Raw genomic sequence first — 19624 nt, forward strand, 5'->3', positions numbered from 1 at the left:
CATATATCTACAAAAGACCTGTTATTATATACACTTTTCACCATTCATATTTAAAGGCAAGTACCTGTTGCTATTGAATCAAGCAATACTGCATCCCTTTATTATGGCCCTAATTCTAAAAAAGCATCAAGTCGGAATAGTTATATTTTCACTCTTTCTTTTTTCATTTCAGTCATCTGCACAGCGTATTTTTGTAAATACCATTGGAGGTGTAAACAGGAGCTTTCTTTATTATTCCAACAGCAGTACCAATGACTACCGCAGCAGTAGGCCCGTTGTCATCATTTTGCATAAAAGTGGAGAAACGGCCCGGGAGGCTTTTGCAAAAACGGTATGGAAATATATAAAGGAACCAACGATTCTGATTTTCCCAAACGCCGTTAATAAGATCTGGGATTGCAAAGACGAAGCTTCGGCAGATCATGACATTGAGTTTTTAAAATTCATTCTTGAGGACACTTATAACAATTTTCACCACGACCGAAACCGGGTATTCATTTTCAGTGAAAAGAGCAGTGAATGTATTGCGCAAAAGTTCCGGCAAAAGTATCCTAAACTTTTAAACGATTACCAGACCTGGATACAGACAAATAAGAATGACAGTCTATCTGCACTGGGCAGTGTCCAAAGCCTGCTTGAAAAAACCGTCAAGACAGACACTACCTATTCTTTATGGGATAACCCAGCGGTAAGAAAAAAGATGGATCCAATCGATTCTCTAAAGGAATACAGATTACATAACCGGGTGATATTGGAAGTCAGATACGGTGGTTTCGCGATGCTTGGCTCAGTTCATACAGGCATCACAGACGGAACCTATGCGAAGCTGTACAATGCCCACTCCTTTCTGGATATACATCTTACCAAATGGATGAACGATTCGATTGCCTGGTTTATAGATATCGGAAGACTAAAGGTACCACAAACCCAGGAAACGACAGCAGGCGGAAGCTTGAGAACCGGTGGAGGTATGGTTATGCCGCTGACCATTGGTCTTAAATATGCGCTTCCCAGAGTCAGGGCCCACCCTTATTTTTTGCTGGGATCCGGCGTAGTCCAGGTATTGGTATTTGGTGGCAAAATGAGTCCCGGCGCGGTGAGCTCTGGCGCCAGGCCCAACCTGAATTCGGAAGTTAGAATGGTTTTTCATACCACAATCGGCACCGGTATTGATCTTCGTTTTGCCAAGCGCTTCACGCTTGGCGCCAACCTTCGGTATATCCATTCCGCCAATTTCGAAAGTGCAGGAAAAGTCGACGCGATACGAGGTTTTAATCTGAATGTAGGCTTAGGCTACATCATTAATGCGAACAGTCTAAAAAAACTACCTTTTCCCCTTAGTAATAAAAAATGAGCAAGTATTTTATTTCCTTTTCACCAGGTGCTTACTGTGGCATTTTTCTGCTTGTCCTGGCTGCCGCTGCCACCGCTACCGCGCAAAACAAATTTACAATCAGTGGAACAATGAAGGACAAAAGCAACGGAGAAACGCTTATTGGCGCTAGCATCTATGTGAAGCAGAGCCCATCATCGGGTGCTGTGACCAATGCTTATGGTTTCTATTCCATCACCCTGCCACAAGGTTCTTACACCATAGAATATTCCTACATAGGTTATGATAAAATCGTAAAAGAATTGGTTCTAACCAGTAATCTCACCGCGAACATTGAACTGCCAGTTTCATCCAGGGTGCTGGATGAAGTCAAGATTGTGGATGAAAGCCGGATTTCGACTTCCCGCAACTTTGAAATGAGCGTCAATAAACTCGATATAAAAACCATCCAAAAACTTCCGGCGCTGATGGGTGAAGTGGATATAGTAAAAAGTCTGCAATTTTTACCAGGTGTTAGCCAGGTCGGTGAAGGTTCATCAGGATTTAATGTCAGAGGTGGCAGTGTCGGCCAGAATTTGGTGCTGCTTGACGAAGCACCGGTCTACAACTCCTCACATATGCTGGGATTCTTCTCGGTATTCAATCCCGACGCGGTAAAAGATGTAAAACTCTACAAAGGAGCTATCCCTTCGGAGTATGGAGGCCGGATCAGCTCAGTTTTGGATGTCAGATTAAAAGAAGGCAATAGTAAAAAAACGGAAGTCGATGGCGGCGTAGGTTTTATTTTCAGCAGACTCGCCGTTCAGGGACCACTGGTTAAGGATAAATCGTCCTATCTGATCGCAGTACGAAGATCCTACATAGATGGCCTTTCTACCCTTTTGACCAGCAACAACTTTGGACTGAACTTCTATGATATAACGCTAAAAACCAATTACACATTAAACCAGAAGAACCGCTTGTATCTTTCCGGTTTTTTCGGCCGTGACAATTTTGGTCTTTCCGATGATGCCAAGTTCAACTGGGGCAACAAATCTGGAACACTGCGTTGGAACACGGTACTGAACAGCAAATTATTTGCCAATGTTTCGGCGGTATTCAGCAATTATAATTACAACCTTGGTTTCAATCAGGATGAGAACAATAAATACAGCTGGAGCTCCGCAATCAGCAATTATGTATTAAAACCTGATTTCAGCTATTTCATCAATAGCAATTCAGAATTAAAATTCGGACTCGAGAGTTCTTACTATCAGTTCAACCCATCCAAAACGGTAGGAACAACCAATGGAGAAACTGTCGATAGCAGCCAGCCAAAAAAATATGCACTGGAAATGGCCGGTTATGTCAGTCACCATTTAAAAGTGGGCTCAAAGCTGGAAGTGCAATATGGGGTTCGCTTTTCTTATTTTAACTATCTGGGACCAGGAACCGCCTATACCTACAACGACACCATCGCTGGCAGAAAGCGGACCGCTGTTGCCCAGCGCCAATACAAAAACGGGCAGTCCATCGCATCTTACAATAATCCGGAGCCTAGATTGTCTTTCAAATATCAGATCAATGACCAGGCATCGATCAAAGCAAGTTTCAGCCACACGGCACAGTACGTGCATTTTATTTCCAATACCAGCGCCTCTAATCCGCTAAATATCTGGACGCCAAGTACCAATAACATTAAACCGGCAGTGGGCAATCAGTACACGCTGGGCTATTTCACTGATCTTGGGCAGCGTGCTGAATATGAGTTTTCTGCTGAAACTTTTTACCGCAATACTACCAACGAGATTGATTACATCAATGGCGCCGAACTGCTCAATAATGACCGTCTGGAGGGCGATTTGCTGAGTGGCAACGGAAGGGCCTATGGACTGGAACTTTATCTTCAAAAGAAAAAAGGGCTCATTACTGGATGGGTCAGCTACACACTAAGCCGCTCGGAATTAAAAGTAGATGGGATCAACAATGGGAAATGGTACCCTACCCGTTTTGACCAAACCCATAATTTAAAAGTTGTAGCCTCCTATACGATTAATCCGAAATGGTCCACGACAGCAGATTTTGCCTTTACAACAGGCACGCCTACCACTTACCCCAACCAGCGGTATCTTTCGCAGGGTATCCTCATACCCTACAACACAACTAATGCACGCAATGACGCCCGCCTGACGCCCTACCATCGCCTTGACCTATCGCTGAGAATGGAAGGCAAAACACTTAACAAAAAAGGTTTGGCAAGAAAAAACCATGACTTCTGGTTTTTTTCGATTTATAACGTGTACGGCCGTAAAAATGCCTTTTCCACTTATTTCTCCCAATCGACCGACCGTGTAACTTCCTATCAGCCCATACAAACGCAGGCGCACCGGGTGTCGATCATTGGATCCATGGTGCCATCGGTCTCTTATAATTTTAAATTCTAAAAAACAACCTTTATGATAGCAGCCATCCGCACTTTGGCAAGACCACTATGCTTACTGAGTATTCCGCTTTTGTGGGCTTGTGATGATGAAATCAATGTAAAAACTTCCTCGGCCGACTCAGTACTGAATATTGATGCCTGGATCAATAACAAACCCGAAACTCAGCACATTTACCTGACGCTTTCACAGGACTATTTTGACAATAAAAACCTTCCTCCGGTAGCTTCCGGGGCTTTGGTAACGGTTACAGACAACGAGGGCCATGTATTTAAATTCGCCGAAGACAGCACCAGTGTGACAGGAGCTTACAGCTGGTATCCGGCCAAAGGGGAATTACTCGGTGCCGTAGGCAGAAGCTATACCTTAAAAGTAGTCTACAAGGGAGAAACATTTACCGCAACATCTGTGATGAACCGCGTTCCGATTGTCGACAGTCTTACTTTATCCTACCGGGAGGGACAAGGTATGTTGGACGATACTTACAGTGCAGAGTTTTGGGCAAAAGATCCGGCTGGCAAAGGAGACACCTACTGGATGAGAGGTTATAAAAACGGAAAACTGCTCAATAAAGCGAGTGAAATTACAACAGCCTATGATGCGGGGGTTTCTTCAGGCAGTGGCTTTGATGGGGTAACATTTATTTCACCAGTCAGGTTGGGGGTCAATGCAGATGACCTGGACAGCGATGACAGACCCGTTTCTCCTTTGGCAAACGGGGATTCAATCTATGTCGAGATCCATTCGATTAATCTTTCATCTTTTAATTATCTGGCTGAGGTCGTCTCACAGGCAGACCGGATGGGCGGCATATCAGAGCTTTTCACCTCTGCTCCGCTGGCCAATGTCTCAACAAACATCGTCAATTCAAATAAGAATGGGTCAGCTGTGGTCGGGTATTTCAACGTGGCTGCAGTATCGGGACTGGGAAAAAAATTTTACTTCTGATCAACTCCACCTGCCCTGGGAAAATTAACTGGCATTGTGCAACAAGACAGGCCGTTACCGGGTATTTACTACAAAAAATAAAACGCGAATATGTCCACCCCACTCAGACTGAAACTTACATCTGCCCGCTTTTTGTTGAATTACCGGTTTTGGCTGCATGTAACCGGGTGGCTGGCTTTTTTCGCATCTCCCCTGATTTTGCCCCTTCCAATTTTCAAACAGCTCCCTCAATATTATGTCAACTATCTGTTCATTACCAGGACCTTTGTCAACCTGATGCTGATTGCTGTGTTTTATCTTAACCTGCACTATCTAACGCCTCAGTTATTATCGACAAAAAATTCATTTCGGTTCTTTTTATACCTGCCGTTACTGTTTGTGATGGTACTGCTACTGGATTATTTGTTGCTGCAGGCCGTCAGAGCAGACCTGCAAATGTACCTTTCCAGAACCGAAGGCAACGATCCTTTTTTACAAGAAATATTGGCAAATGATTTCCTGGCGCCGCGGCAGCTTTTGGCTAATCTGATCTTGTTTGCACTCATTGTCCTTTCAAGTTCGCTTTGGGCCGTTTTAACGGAAAGACTTGATCAGCAGCAATTCAATCAGCAGATACTTTATGAAAAGACCAGTGCGGAGCTGGCTGTCTTGCGTCTTCAGATCAGCCCTCATTTCCTCTTTAATACACTTAATAATATTCGATGGCTGGCCAGAATTAAATCCGACCAGGCTGAAACTTCGGTGATGGAACTGTCCGAGATTTTAAGATATATGCTCTACCAGGTAGTACATCACCAGGTAGCGCTCCTGGATGAGGTTACGAATCTGAAAAGATATGTAAATTTGCAGAAACTAAGACTTCATCCTAAGGCACAGGTCCAATTCACCTGCGATAACTACGATCCGGACATTAAAATTGAACCGCTGCTCTTCATACCCTTTGTTGAAAATGCATTTAAGTTCGGAATCCATTCCGAGGAACCTTCGAAGGTCGTGATCAATCTAAGCGTGAAAGGTTATGATTTGGTTTTTACCTGTACAAATCAGTATTTCGATTTCAAAGATGACGAGCTCATACAGGGAACAGGCCAGGGATTGTTGAATGTGCAAAGAAGGCTTGAACTTTACTATCCGAAGACACATACGCTGACAATACGCGATGACCAAAAGTTTTTTTCTGTTGAACTAAGACTGAACCTGAAGCATGGATAAGATCAGATGTCTGGTAGTAGATGATGAACCATTTGCCCTGGAAATTTTGGCAGACGACATCGGTAAAATTGAAACCCTGGAACTGGTCAGAACATGCCGAAGTGCGCTGGATGCAAGAAGGGTGCTCGAATTTCAGGAATTCGACCTGATTTTTTTAGACATACAAATGCCAGGTCTGTCAGGTTTACAGCTGCTCTCACAAATGCAGAACCCGCCCATGGTCATTCTTACAACTGCTTTTGAGCAGTACGCGGTCAGGGCATTTGAGCTGAATGTCATCGATTATTTATTAAAACCAATTTCTTTTGAAAGACTTCTTGCCGCGACTGGTAAAGCGCTATCACTTCATCAGCTGAGAATGCCGCAGCGAAAATCAGCAGAACAGCAGGGCGCTCTCTATGTAAAATCTGAGTACCAGACGGTTAAAATTCTATACTCGGATATTCTTTATATCGAGGGACTTAAAGATTATGTTAAAATATTCACTATTTCAAGACCTGGCCCTGTGCTTACCCGGATGAACGTCAAAGGAATTTATGCCCTTTTGCCGGCAGACCGGTTCTGCCGGGTTCATCAGTCCTACATCGTTTCTATCGAAAAAATAGAGGCATTTCAAAAAAAGAAAATATGGGTAGCTCAAAAAGAGCTGCCCATTGGAAATCAGTTTACTGACAATCTAAAGTCTATTTACCAGTTCAAAAAAGAATAGACCTTAAGAATTTCCTCAGTATAAGAACGATCATTGCGGAGAAAAACCGCTTCCTACCCGTCCCGGCGGTGTCGCAAAAGGCATATTTTGACCGTTATTTTCCAGTTGTTTTTTCTTTGAGAGATAAATACCCCACTGCTTACTGGTCAATACCTTCGAGAGCTTACTGTCTTTATCCTCAGCCAGTGTATCAAAAGCCTTTTGGCTAAAAAGCAGCTGTTCTCTGGTTGGGCGGATGCCCTTTTTGATCAGATTGTCAATAATGTCCTGTTTTTTAAGCGCATGATCAAAGTTAATATCCTCCACCGGAGCAAGTTGCTGCGCTGTGAGCCTAAGTTTCTTTTTCATCCACTTGGTTTCCCTGCGTGCGGTTTCATCAGGAGTCTCGGTTTTATTTTCGGGAAATTCCAAGGGTGGAAAATTTCCGTCAGCCCCGCCCGGAGGCTGAGCCCTTCCCGTTTTGAATAAAGCAAGCACTAGACATAAAATGAGGATGCTTTTCAAGAAAGTAATTTGCATATAAGGCTGATAATTTTAGGAATGATGGTTAATTTTTTTCCAGTCATTCCATAATACTGACACCACTGGCAAATTGTGGCCTTTTTTTTGTAGGTGCATAGATCAAGCCCTGTTCTGTATACAATCAGGCAGGATGATCAGACGGCTGGAAGCTTATCCAGGCAAACTTTGGGATGACTTTTGGGTACGGCTATTTTGAACGCAAAAAGAAAAAGCATACCTGAGACTAAATCATTTCAAGATGATTACAGTCTGTTATCTACACTTATGAATTGATTATAGACACAACTTCCTTTTTCGCAGCGGCTTTCTGTATTTGTAAGCAGTTCACTTCTGTCAGCGCCAGTTATAGGCCACAGAAATTAATCTAAAATTTCAATACACATTCAATATCAATTTTGCCATGAACGCATATCAGTATATAATGAACACAGGGTTCAAAACGGGCAGTTAATAAAGCCCGACCGATCATTGACACAATCAACCTTAGCACTAATCAACCTAAAAAAACATGAAGTTCTGTTTAAAAGGAAAATGCATGATTTGCGCATTGACCTTCATGCCGCTGGCGTTCCAGGCAAAGTCCCAGAACCAGATGTTATCCCTTAAGGACTGTATCCAGTATACTCTGCAGCATCATCCCAACACGGCAATTTACAGGTATTCCGCCCAGTCGGCCGCCGCTAAGATTAAAGAAAGTAAAGCTGCATTTCTTCCATCGGTCTCTGGCAGTTTAGGGCTGGATTACAACCTGAAACTTCAGACCAGTGTGATTCCCGCAGGCAGCTTCTCGCCAACAGAGACCAAACTGCAATTGGGAAATAAGTTTAGTAACACGGCATCTATTCAGGCAGACCAAAATATTTTTGACAAAAGTGCTTCGATCGGCATCAAAACGTCGCAGGTAAATAAAGAGGTAGCGGATCTGAATCTATCCAAAGAAAATGAAAACCTTATTTACAATACGGCTTCGTCCTATTACCAAGCGCTTACGTATAAGGAGAAGGGGCGGCTACTGAAAGAAAGCGAAAAACAATATGAAACCATGGTAGGTATACTCAAAGTTCGTTATGAACAAGGTGTAGTCAAAAAGAGTGAATATGACCGTGGCAGGGTGAATTACAACAATGTGCAATCGGAAATACTGGCCAATAGCAATGCATACGATTTGGCAATCAATACATTAAAAAATAATATGGGTCTTCAACTCGAAGCACAAATCACCATAGCTGACAGCATCAGCAATGCGGATGTGAGCGGTTTGTCTCTACCGAAACAAAATGGCCTTGAAAGTAATAATTTAATTGACTTTCAGATCGATTTGAAAAATCTTGAATTAAAAAATCTGGATGTTCGCCAGAAGCAGGCCGCATTTCTTCCCACGTTTTCTATATACGGGAAGTATGGCGGTAATGCGTACGGCACCCAATTTCTGCAGGCGCTGGGCAATTGGTTTGATTATTCAACCCTTGGCTTAAAGGCTACCATCCCGATCTTTAGCGGCTTTAAAAAGAAAAGTCAGCTGGCTCAGAGCCAATTCAGTTTCAGATCTCAGCAGCTCACCAATAAACTAAATCAGCAGACCTATAAACTGAACGTGGAAAATGCCGCCAGTGAAATTACCAGTACATATGTAAATCTTAGAAAGAACAAAGAAAATCTGATACTTGCCAAGGAGATGATGGACGCCTCAACGGTGGAATACAGGGAAGGCACCTCAACTTTGTCTTCCCTGCTGGACGCTGATTATTCTTACAAGGAAGCAAGAACCAACTATACGACCACCCTTCTTGATTATCTGAAAGCCCAGTTGAGCTACTATAAAAATACCGGAACCATCTCACGATTTGTAGAAGAACTTAAATAATACAATCATTCAATGAAATCGAAAAGAATCATCACCATACTTATCATTGCCCTGATACCGATCGCCATCATCATCAGATTAACGGTTAATAAAAATAAGCTGGAAGATGCCAAAAAGCCAGTCGACAGAAGCAATGTATCTATTAAAGTAACCGTAGATACTGTTTCATTAAAAACGGTGGACGGCTCGGTCACACAGCCTGCAACGCTGATCACAGACAACGTTGCGACCATCGCGGCTGAAACCGCCGGCAAAATAAGCAGCCTGAGCATTGAGCTGGGCAGCTCTGTTAGAAAAGGACAGGTAATCGGGCATATTGATGTGACCGAAAACCAACAAAAACTGCAAGCGGCGGAGCTTTCCATTACCAAGCTTACCTCTGATTACGAAAGAAGTAAAGTTTTGCTTGCCGGCAGCGCCACCAATGCAAACGCTGTAACAGATGCAAAATATGAGCTGGATGCCAAGAAACTGGAAGCCGCCCAACTCCGTACACAAATCAGCAGGGCCAATATCATCAGCCCATCAAGTGGTGTGATTACCGATAGACAAAAAATTGCGGGCGAATATGTTACAACCGGTACCATAATAGCAACCGTTACCAACGTAAATACATTGAAAGCGAATGTAAGTGTTCCAGAGAGCCAGGTTTTCTACATTAAAACGGGTCAGAAAGCAATCATCACCAGTGACGCTTATCCCGCAGAACGTTTTACCGGGAGCGTAAATTACGTAAGTCCGAAAGGAGACGATAACCACAATTATGCGGTACAGCTTGCCATCACCAACACCGGTTCTGTGCAGTTAAAGGCCGGGTTATATGTCCATGTTGAATTTACATACCCGAAAGCAAAGCAATCGTTTCTGATGATTAACAAAAACGCGTTGACCGAAGGCGTTAAAAACCCGGTTGTCTTTGTCTATAAAAATGGTGTGGTTGAAAAAAGGAAACTGGTTACTGGCAGTGAACAAGGAGACTTCATCGAAGTAAAAACTGGTTTATCGGTGGGAGAATTAGTGGTCACCAACGGCCAGATCAACTTATCAGAAGGGAGCAAGGCCCAAATTATAAAAGTGAAATAACCGGGGGGGCCGGTTGTTACTACATACCCTAAAAAATTCCAAAATGAGTATCACAGAATTAAGTATAAAACGTCCGTTGTTAATAACGGTGATATTTGTAACGCTCATCCTGTTTGGCTTGATCAGCTACAATTCGCTTAGTTTGAATCTGCTTCCAAAATTTACAACCAACATGGTTTCGGTTAATACCACCTACACTGGCGCATCGCCCGAAGAGGTGCTTACCAGCGTTACCAAACCATTGGAAGACGCGTTGTCTTCTGTTGAAGGCGTGGACGCCATCAGCTCCAGCTCGCAGGAAGGTTCATCCTCCATTTCCCTGGAATTAACCAACAGTGTCAGCACCAGTGACGCGCAGCTCGACGCGGAAAGAAAAATAAACCAGCTATTGTCCTCGCTGCCACAGGGTGTTGACGATCCGGTGGTAAGCCGGATGAGTTCAGACGATGAAGCGATATTGAAATTGAGCATCAGTTCGGACATGAGCGACACGGAGCTGTATGATTTTATCGATAATGAAATAAAGCCACTACTCACCAATGTCCCCGGCGTTTCAGATGTAAGCGTGATCGGCGGAACCAAAAGGCAGATCAACGTGGAGATAGACAATGATAAACTAAAAGCATACAACCTTTCACTGCTTGAGGTTAACTCGGTTGTAAGTTCCAGCGGTGCTACTTTTCCGTCCGGCAAAATTGAAAGCAGAAACAACCGCTATTCACTCGATCTGAATGCGAAGGTTCAAACCGTTGAGCAGTTAAGAAATGTGGTTGTACGGCAAAACACGGACGGAAGCCGGGTTTTATTAAAAGATGTGGCCTCCATAACCGATGGAAAAGAAACTGCTACGCAATTGAACCGCCTGAACAGTGAGCCTGCTATCGGTATCGAAATAAAAAAACAGTCGGATGCCAATACGGTGCAGGTAAGCAAGCTGGCCAAACAACGTTTGGAAGAACTTAAAATAAGTTATGCAGCCGATAATTTCGATTATCATATTGCTTCCGACCAGTCCATATACACACAGGCTTCGGCAGACGCGGTGGTTCATGATCTGGTACTTGCCATTGTCATCGTCTCATTTGTCATGCTGTTCTTTCTGCACAGCGTCCGCAGTTCAACATTCGTATTGGTGGCCCTTCCTTCCGCGATGATACCCTCTTTTATTCTGATGTGGGTATTTGGGTTTTCACTGAATATGATGACGCTTATGGCACTTTCGTTGGTCGTAGGTGTTTTGGTAGATGACAGCATCGTGATTTTGGAAAATATTTTCCGTCACATGGAAATGGGAAAAGATAAACGCACCGCTGCCCTGGACGGACGTAACGAAATAGGCTTTACTGCAGTGGCCATTACGCTCGTTGACGTGGTGGTGTTCTTACCGCTTGGATTTGTGGGTGGTATGATTGGTAATATTGTGAAAGAATACGCCCTGGTAGTGGTATTTTCTACACTGATGAGCTTGTTTGTAGCTTTCACTTTAACACCTCTTTTGGCATCCCGTTTGGCAAAGCTTCCACATTTGAGCAAAACGTCTTTGTGGGGTAAAACCAATATCTGGTTTGAATCGCTGATTGACGATTTCCGTGCGTTTTATTCAAGGATCCTGATATGGTCATTAAGCCATAAAAGGTATGTGATCATTGCGATTTCCTTTTTGATTACCAGCTCTATCGCACTGATCCCTGCCGGTTTTGTTGGTACAGAGTTTATACCACAATCTGACCGTGGTGAGCTCAATATCCAGATCGATCTGGCGGGCAACACGCCGTTAAAAGAAACAAATGCGAAAGTTGCCCAGATAGAAGGTATTATACTCAAACACCCAGAAGTTGTCAATGTATTTTCAAAAGTGGGTACGCAAAGCGGCGCCTCGATGGGATCCAACGCTTCATCAAACAGCAACCTTGCAGAAATTTCTATCCAGCTTACCGACGTAAACGAACGGGCCATAAGCACTGTTAATTTTGGCAGGAAAGTAAGGGATGAAATCATGCAGATACCCGGTGTAAAACCGACCATAAAAACTGTGGGTATGACAGGCAATGCCAGTTTTGATATTCAGATGGATATTCAGGGTGTGAACCGAGATTCTATTATGAAGGCAGCGGCGATCGTTAAAAACATATTTGAAAAAACAGCCGGTACCGATTATGTACAATACAGCAGCAAAGAAGCCAAACCCCAGGTTTCTATCATGCTCGACCATGATAAAATGGCGAGTTATGCAGTAACAGTGAACGATGTGGGCAGTGCCGTACAATACGCATTCAGTGGCAGCGACAACGCTAAATTCAGAGACGACGGAGAAGAATACGTTATTAATCTCCAGTTGGACGGTTCGAACAGCACTACGATGGAAGATGTAAAAAGGTTTAACGTGAAAAACTCCCGCGGGGCAACCATTCCACTTGAAGCAATTGCAACCATTACAGAAACATCCAGCCAATCAGTACTCGAACGAAAAGACCGGCTCAACTCAGTCACCATAAATGCCATTGCAGTAGGCCGCGCCTCGGGCAGCATTTCAGACGATATTAAAAAGGAGCTTAAAAAAGTCAAGTTCCCTGCGGGGGCCGAAGTGGTAGAGGCAGGGTTCGGTAAAAACCAGAGTGATGCATTCGGCAGCTTGTTTATGGCGGTTGGCCTGGGCATCCTTCTGATATACCTGATCATGGTGGCGCTGTATGAAAGTATTGTATACCCTTTTGTGGTTTTATTCTCTTTGCCTGTCGCGATCATAGGAGCCATACTGGCACTGGCACTTACGCTGCATACGATCAACCTGTTTTCGATTTTAGGTATCATCATGCTTTTGGGACTGGTTGCCAAAAATGCCATTCTGATTGTTGACTTTACCAATCAGGAAAAGCAGAAGGGAAAATCTGTAAAAGATGCCCTGGTTGAAGCGGGTCGGGAAAGGCTGCGCCCCATTTTGATGACCACGCTTGCTATGATCCTGGGCATGCTGCCCATGGCCCTATCTACAGATGCAGGATCAGAAACCAAAAATGGCATGGCCTGGGTAATCATCGGTGGGTTAACAAGTTCACTGATTTTTACGCTTGTTTTGGTGCCGGTCATGTATACAATTATTGATAAATGGAAGGATCGTTTTAATTCAATTTTTCAAAAAGACAGCACGCTGGCCAGAAATCCAGGTTTGTAGTTAGCTCTTGTTTCTGTGAGAGTTCGCTAAGTAATTCCTTTGGCTGTTTACGCCGAGATCTATACGTGAAATGGCTAATTCTCTACACATTGCCGCTTTAGGCTAATCAAAATCCGTATCAAGTGAATAGTACACACCGGGTACTTTCAGCTTGATATTTTAATCGCAGCTTTAACCGTTAACGTAAATGAAAACTGACATTGAAACACTCCGTCGCCTCAAGGAACTGCATTCGAATTACCGATTGGAAATAGAAACCTGTGGAATCAAACCGCTTTCCCGAAAGATTTACATTTCCCATTCCGCAAATTTTATTCGTTGGATTGCCGGAGAGTTCGAGCCCGGCGCAGCGGTTAAACGCATTTCGAATTTGAGCGATGACTTGCAAATTTGAATGAGACAGTAATCCAAAAAGCTTTACCCTGCCTTCTATGTAATTCCGACCTGCATAAAGCCGAATGCTGATTTTGATTCAGGTTTCCAATTTCACTGAGCACTTTTGCAAGGGTGCTCGGTGAACAAATAGCCTTCACCAATGCAGCACTAGATCATGTTCGTTACTAATACACTATTTTTTTTAACCCAAAGGGACCTTAGGTAAACAAGTTTTCCTGGAGTATTTGTCAAGGAATATACAGAAAACAGCTTCTTCCTTGCATAAGGAACGTCGGGAAATCAAAATGAGCATGCAACTACATAGTAATTCATGCCTAATATCAGGAGACATGATTTAAAAATAGCAAAGACTGCGAAAAAAATAATCTTAATGCACAGGTTATATACCTAGCTCTTCTTGAAGTAATCTTATGAATAACTTTTCCCAAAGTCAATTCAGTCAACATGCGCCGATGCATTTTATCACCAGTTTAAAAGCAATTTTTCGGGACAATTGGATGGCTTTTCCGCTTTGCTGTTTATCGGGAATGACAATTGGCTTTTCCATTGACATGCTTAAAAAAAACGATAATCTTTACCGTGCAGAAATTGTATTTGATGTAACCGGCGGGAGAGATAATGGTAGTGGGACACCGCTTTCCAGCGCCTTTGGAGCAGGAATGGCTATTAATGAAAATCTCTTAAGTGGTGAAAACTTTTTTTATTTTGTCAAATCACGTCTAGTACTGGAAAGAACCTTAATGAAAATCGTAAAAATAAAGGGTAACAGCGTTTTGCTGGCTAACCTTTTTATTGACTCGAGCGGAGTAAAAGATGAAAAATGGAAAAAAGATCTTGATCTACATAATTTCAGGTTCAAGGCAGTAGGCGTTGAGGCCTTAGATATCAAGTCAAGGATAGCACTTAATAATCTTGTATCGGAAGCTTTGAAGTCAACACAAATAACTTCACTTGGACGAAAATCATCTTTTAAAAAGCTATCTGTGTCGATGAAAAGTTCATTATTAGCAGCTTTGTGGTGTTCTACCCTTCTTAAAACTATTGAAGAGGTATACGCTGAAAAACAGTCAGAAAAAGCTCTAAAGGTATTGTTACTTTACAAGAACCGTGAAGATTCATTGGCTCGGTTAATCACAATCAAACAGACTGTACTGGCACTAGAAAAAGATAAAAGTTCTTATTTGACTACACAGGAAGCGAAAATTATGACCAAGAAATTGCAGAGAGAATCGGATTTTCTCCAAGACCTTTCTTTTACGACAATTTCAGAAACTGAACAAATGCGTATGGCACTTGTTGGAAAGGAACCATTGTTTGTTACCATTGAAGGGGTAAGTTACCCGGTACCAATGACTCCAATTTCACAAAAAGGAACAATGCTGGGTAGTTTGACAGGGATCATTGCCGCAATTATCTTTGTATGCTTGAAAATTTCAGTATATGGATCCAGAACTCGGATATATTTACCGAAGGATTCCCTCCCAAAATAAACGATGCAGATGCAATTCTTTTGTTGCATTAAAAATAGATTTTTCTTTATAATCAGATTCTGAACCTATTTGATGAATAATAGTATGTTCTCAAGCCAAGCCTTGTAATCGTCGCTTTATCTCAGTTAAAAAGGATATAAGTGTCAAAACTTCTTCTCAGCAAACTTCTTAATTTCCCGTCAAACTCGTTTTGAATGCTTTTCGTATAATACATATTCACAATCATCTAGCGGTTGTACCTAAAAACTATTTAGATCCAATTCTTCCTTAGATCTTTCCGACTTTGTGAGACAATTACTACTTACCCGCTTTTCAAAGAAAGACGCATTATTCAAATCAAGAGAATACAAAATCGACATCTTCCATGGCATATGCCTAAAAAGGTTTTACACCACCCTCTGTTCCTAATTACCCAATGTTTAATTGCAAAATAATAATGTTTATACGTTAGACGATAGCGCCACACAACCTATTGCTAACGTTCGGCATTATGCGGTACTTATCCTTAAAAAGCTCAGCACGAAAGCGGGCATTTCTTATGCACTGCTCCGTCTCAGGAACATTGTTGAGAATGCATCAGCGACCAACCTTTCAAAGGATGACCGGGCTGACCATATTTATGGCAAAGCGTGGGATGGCTTCCTATTTTAGCCAAATGGGTCAGACTACAAATTTCTTAAACCAGTACATTACAGAAAATAATTTCCTTTTAATTTACCCTGCCAGTCAGCCCATGGCCAGTCATAAAGAAAGACGTATGGTAAGCCGTCACGACAACTTTGCCAAAATTAGTCAAATCATTAGTAAACTATTTTCCCGCTAGCGGGCTGGTAAACCTGTCCTTGGCAAAACAGCAGCAGCTGCCCCAAGCCAAGGCTTAGGCCCAAATGACCTTAAGATTTGTTCTTAACTAACCGCCTCATCAAGCCTTTGCCTTGAAAACCATTTCACAACCATCTTGGCATAACATTTGTATCTGACATGGTATTGCCATTGGCAATACCTGTAAAATTTAATACAGTTTGAAAACTAAAATTACACAATGATCAAACCATTCAATACATCTCTCTTTCGTTTCTCTACGCTTTTTGCCATCATACTTTTTTTCAGTGCATGCAGTAAAAAATATGTTTTTGACAGATCTGCTATTGTTCCCGCAGCCGCAGGTACAATCAAAGTAAAAAAAGATAAAAATGAAAATTACGGAATAAAAGTAGCTGTGCGGAACCTGGCACCAGCAGATAATCTGGTGGAATCGCGTAATACCTATGTTTTGTGGGCAAATACCTCGGGCAATGGCATAAAAAATCTAGGACAGCTAAAAAATGCATCAGGTCTTTTTTCAAAATCACTCAAAAGCGAGCTCAGCACGGCAACTCCCTTTGAGCCCCAAAGTTTTTTTATCACAGCAGAAAACAAAGCGGATCTTAACTATCCGGACGGACAGGTGGTACTGAAAACCAAATAGTGGTTTAAATGTTTTAACTCTTACTTTTTTTAGCGAAAAAGTAAGAGTTTATCCAATTGCAAGAACGCAGAAAGAATGATACTGTGAAATTTGTTACGAGATAAAATACGCACGACCTGCCTTATACACTTGAATCTAAATAGATTCACCATTTTTTAATATCTTTTAATTACTTCGATATTCTGGGCTCACCGACAATCGATAAGACGAAAGATTGCGCAAATGCCTTCATTGCTAAAAAAGCAATTGATCTGCTTATGCATTGCTGCAAGTTAATTACGCAGACACAGCTGCTGATTGTACTTATCGTTTCCGCCCTGTTTGCGTTGATTCGTTATGGCAAGCTTCCCATAATTAAAAATTTCGTCTCGCTACCTGGGTTCATCCGTGTAGGCGGTTTAATCCTCAGTATAAAAACATGCTTCTTCTTCCAAAGTCCAAACCTGTACTGTCAAAACTTAGATTCTATTAGCACGGTTATTTAAAATGAATTATTCTTAAATAAACACTCATCTCATAAAACGTGAATTCTACAAACATTACAATCATCGGTGGAGGTGCCTGCGGAATCTCCTTATTCATTGAACTATTTTTACAATTACGTATTGCAGGTATTCATCAGGACATATCTATTAGTATTATTGAAGAAAATGAGCAGGTCGGAAAGGGGCTGGCCTTTGGAACCAGGCAACCCGGACATATACTCAATACCCAGGCGCAGCTTATGGGCATTCACCATGCAGAACCGACCCATTTTAGTGACTGGTTAAAAGAGCACAACATACGTGTGGAGAATGAGGTGGTGGATAACCAGGGACAGGATGAGGCCTTTACTACCCGCAGGCTTTATGGGGATTACCTTCAGGAGCAATTCGATTATTATTTCGAGCTGGCAAAAAAAGAAGGCATGAAAGTAACACTGCTCCAAGCCAGCGCTATTGAACTATCTCAACTGAGTAACACTTTTCAAATTAAGCTTTCGGATGGAAATGCGATAAATTGTAAGTATCTCGTGCTTGCGCTGGGAACACCTGTTTCCAACCTTTATGGTGAACTGCTTGAGTATAAGAATTACTTTGATTCACCCTGGCCTTCTTCGAAAATAATTGAAAGTTTGCCAAAAGATAAGCCTGTTGCCATACTGGGCTCCAGTTTAAGTGCCATTGATGCACTGATGACGCTTGCCGACAATGATCACAAGGGAAAAATCACCTTTTATTCCTTGGACGGACTTCTCCCCAGGGTTCAGGTTGAAAAGCCAGAGCCTTACGAGTGTCAATACCTGACTTTAAGTAACATTCATAAAATTCAGCGTACAAAATTACGAAGTCCGTTTGTCAGCGAGCTTTTCAGGCTCTTCATAAAGGAGGCTGAGCATTTTTCCGGAAAGAAAATAGACTGGGAAAAGGTAGCCCGGAAGGAAAAATCTGCTCAGCAATGCTTAAAAGAAGATATTGCTATTTCCAAAGCTGGCGGCGATGCGCTCATCAACATTCCCTACGCCTTACGATATGAAAGCTCTCCGATCTGGAATCTTCTTGACGAGCCGGCCAAGATGAAATTCAAGAAGTGGCTGGGAAATTACTGGGCAATCAACCGCCATTGCATGCCGATGGTCAACGCTTTGCGTATTGAAAAATTATTTAACAGTGGTCAGCTTGATGTCGTATCAGCACTTGATGATGTGAGCTACGACAAATCGAATCAAAATTTCATACTTTCTTATCAAAATAAATCGGACAAGTTTGAGTACCTAATCAATGCAACCGGACCGGCCGCAGCAGTTAAGGACATGAAATCCGACCTGATCCAGAATCTGGCACAATCTGGTCTTATTGAGCCCGAAAAAACCGGTGGTGTCAAAATCAATACAGAAACCATGCAGCTTATTCAGAAAGGCAAATCTGTCCCCAATTTTTATGCACTTGGCCACCTGGCAAATGGTCGTCTTCTTGATGTAAATGCAGTCTGGTTCAATGTAAAAACGATTGGGAACTTAAGCCATCATCTTATCCATACGATTTTAAGTGAAAATACTATTTAAATTATACGCTGAACTCTTGCCTATTTTGGCTCTGATCCCTGCGGGATATTTCCTAAAAAAAAAGTTTAACATTAAACCGGAATATGTCAGTACGCCGTTGATTAAGTTTTTGCTACCGATTCTTGTTTTCTTTAACATGCTGGATGCGGAAGCTGAAAAACTTTACATTCTTCCTATATTTACTTTGATTCTTGCATTTGGCATGGCCCAGGTTGCCAGACTGGCTCAAAAAAGACTGGCTTCTGACTTTGATCCTTTGCTTCTGAGTGCCTCTTTTTCATTTTTTAATATTGCGTTTTTTGGTATTCCTACTGTGAGCGCTCTATTCGGGGATGATAAAGTAAGTACGCTGATCTGTGTTTATCTGGGCTCGGCGCTCTATGGGGATACGATAGGTTATTTTCAGGTTGCCAAAACAAAATTTGATACCACAGAGGCATTTAAGCAGGTGATGAAGATACCGTTCCTTTATGTTTTTGTTGCAGGTATCATTGCAAAATTCGCAGGAATGAAGACGCCTGATGCCATCGAAGGCGGGTTGAAATTTATCAGTCTGAGCGTCTCATGTGCCGGCATGCTTATCGTAGGTTTCCAGCTGGCGGCTGTGGAGATTAAAGAAATCAAAATAGTTTATTACCTTAAATTAATCGGTGTTAGAACAGTGGCAGCTATGCTGATCATGGCGATTTTGATATTTTTAGAATACAGCCTTGTTAATAGCTTGCAGCAAGATGACTATAAAATGCTTCTTCTGGTTTCTGTTTTTCCTGTCGCTACCAATGTAACAGTCTTTGCATCATTTCTTGATGCAGAGCAGCAAAAACCTGCGCTCATTGTGGCGATCTCTGCTTTGATATCCCTTGTGCTAGTATCAGTTGGGGCCTTACTTATTGTGTAAATCTTCAAGAAATGGTAGAAGCAATGCGGTTCCAGAAGACGTTATCGTAATTCTATACTTCACTC

The 19624-nt window shown here is 42.3% G+C and carries 14 protein-coding genes; 13 read left to right on the forward strand and 1 reads right to left on the reverse strand.

The window, feature by feature from the left end:
- Positions 1–103: 103 nt before the first annotated feature.
- The 5 genes from IEE83_RS18225 to IEE83_RS18245 all read left to right on the forward strand — a co-directional run bounded on the left by IEE83_RS18225 (position 104) and on the right by IEE83_RS18245 (position 6622).
- Entirely contained in the window at positions 104–1354 is a 1251-nt protein-coding gene (locus IEE83_RS18225; protein WP_194121951.1) for an alpha/beta hydrolase family protein, read from the forward strand.
- Entirely contained in the window at positions 1351–3756 is a 2406-nt protein-coding gene (locus tag IEE83_RS18230; RefSeq protein WP_194121952.1) for a TonB-dependent receptor, read from the forward strand. Before IEE83_RS18225 ends, IEE83_RS18230 begins: the two co-directional genes overlap by 4 nt.
- 12 nt (positions 3757–3768) lie before the next feature.
- Positions 3769–4701: a DUF4249 domain-containing protein gene (locus IEE83_RS18235; RefSeq protein WP_194121953.1), complete on the forward strand. Its 933-nt coding sequence runs from the start codon at positions 3769–3771 to the stop codon at positions 4699–4701.
- Between the two features lie 90 nt (positions 4702–4791).
- A complete protein-coding gene (locus tag IEE83_RS18240; protein WP_194121954.1) occupies positions 4792–5913 on the forward strand; it encodes a sensor histidine kinase in 1122 nt (373 codons plus the stop codon).
- Complete coding sequence (locus tag IEE83_RS18245) at positions 5906–6622, forward strand: LytR/AlgR family response regulator transcription factor (RefSeq protein ID WP_194121955.1); 717 nt, start codon at positions 5906–5908, stop codon at positions 6620–6622. The genes IEE83_RS18240 and IEE83_RS18245 overlap by 8 nt, the downstream gene beginning before the upstream one ends.
- Before the next feature lie 30 nt (positions 6623–6652).
- Here IEE83_RS18245 and IEE83_RS18250 read toward each other — a convergent pair whose 3' ends face one another.
- The gene (locus tag IEE83_RS18250; RefSeq protein ID WP_194121956.1) at positions 6653–7141 is read right to left on the reverse strand and encodes a DUF4890 domain-containing protein; all 489 of its coding nucleotides are present in this window, start codon (positions 7139–7141) and stop codon (positions 6653–6655) included.
- Positions 7142–7652: 511 nt separating this feature from the next.
- On the opposite strand from IEE83_RS18250, the gene IEE83_RS18255 reads away from it, so the two are divergent.
- The 8 genes from IEE83_RS18255 (at position 7653) to IEE83_RS18290 (ending at position 19559) form a co-directional block, all read left to right on the forward strand.
- Positions 7653–9008, forward strand: coding sequence for a TolC family protein (locus IEE83_RS18255; protein ID WP_194121957.1), 1356 nt, complete (start codon positions 7653–7655; stop codon positions 9006–9008).
- Between the two features lie 12 nt (positions 9009–9020).
- Positions 9021–10091, forward strand: coding sequence for an efflux RND transporter periplasmic adaptor subunit (locus tag IEE83_RS18260; RefSeq protein ID WP_194121958.1), 1071 nt, complete (start codon positions 9021–9023; stop codon positions 10089–10091).
- Between the two features lie 43 nt (positions 10092–10134).
- Positions 10135–13263 carry an efflux RND transporter permease subunit gene (locus IEE83_RS18265; protein ID WP_194121959.1) on the forward strand — a complete coding sequence of 1043 codons (3129 nt, stop codon included), beginning with the start codon at positions 10135–10137 and terminating at the stop codon, positions 13261–13263.
- A gap of 187 nt (positions 13264–13450) precedes the next feature.
- Positions 13451–13657 carry a hypothetical protein gene (locus tag IEE83_RS18270; protein ID WP_194121960.1) on the forward strand — a complete coding sequence of 69 codons (207 nt, stop codon included), beginning with the start codon at positions 13451–13453 and terminating at the stop codon, positions 13655–13657.
- 412 nt (positions 13658–14069) lie between these two features.
- The gene (locus tag IEE83_RS18275) at positions 14070–15149 is read left to right on the forward strand and encodes a hypothetical protein (RefSeq protein ID WP_194121961.1); all 1080 of its coding nucleotides are present in this window, start codon (positions 14070–14072) and stop codon (positions 15147–15149) included.
- A 1042-nt stretch (positions 15150–16191) separates the two neighbouring features.
- Entirely contained in the window at positions 16192–16617 is a 426-nt protein-coding gene (locus IEE83_RS18280) for a hypothetical protein (protein WP_194121962.1), read from the forward strand.
- A gap of 523 nt (positions 16618–17140) precedes the next feature.
- Positions 17141–18661 (forward strand): FAD/NAD(P)-binding protein, encoded by a 1521-nt coding sequence (locus tag IEE83_RS18285; protein WP_194121963.1) that lies wholly within the window; start codon positions 17141–17143, stop codon positions 18659–18661.
- Positions 18645–19559: an AEC family transporter gene (locus tag IEE83_RS18290; protein ID WP_194121964.1), complete on the forward strand. Its 915-nt coding sequence runs from the start codon at positions 18645–18647 to the stop codon at positions 19557–19559. The genes IEE83_RS18285 and IEE83_RS18290 overlap by 17 nt, the downstream gene beginning before the upstream one ends.
- Positions 19560–19624 lie beyond the last annotated feature (65 nt).

This window comes from Dyadobacter subterraneus (assembly GCF_015221875.1).
Taxonomy (GTDB): Bacteria; Bacteroidota; Bacteroidia; order Cytophagales; family Spirosomataceae; genus Dyadobacter; species Dyadobacter subterraneus.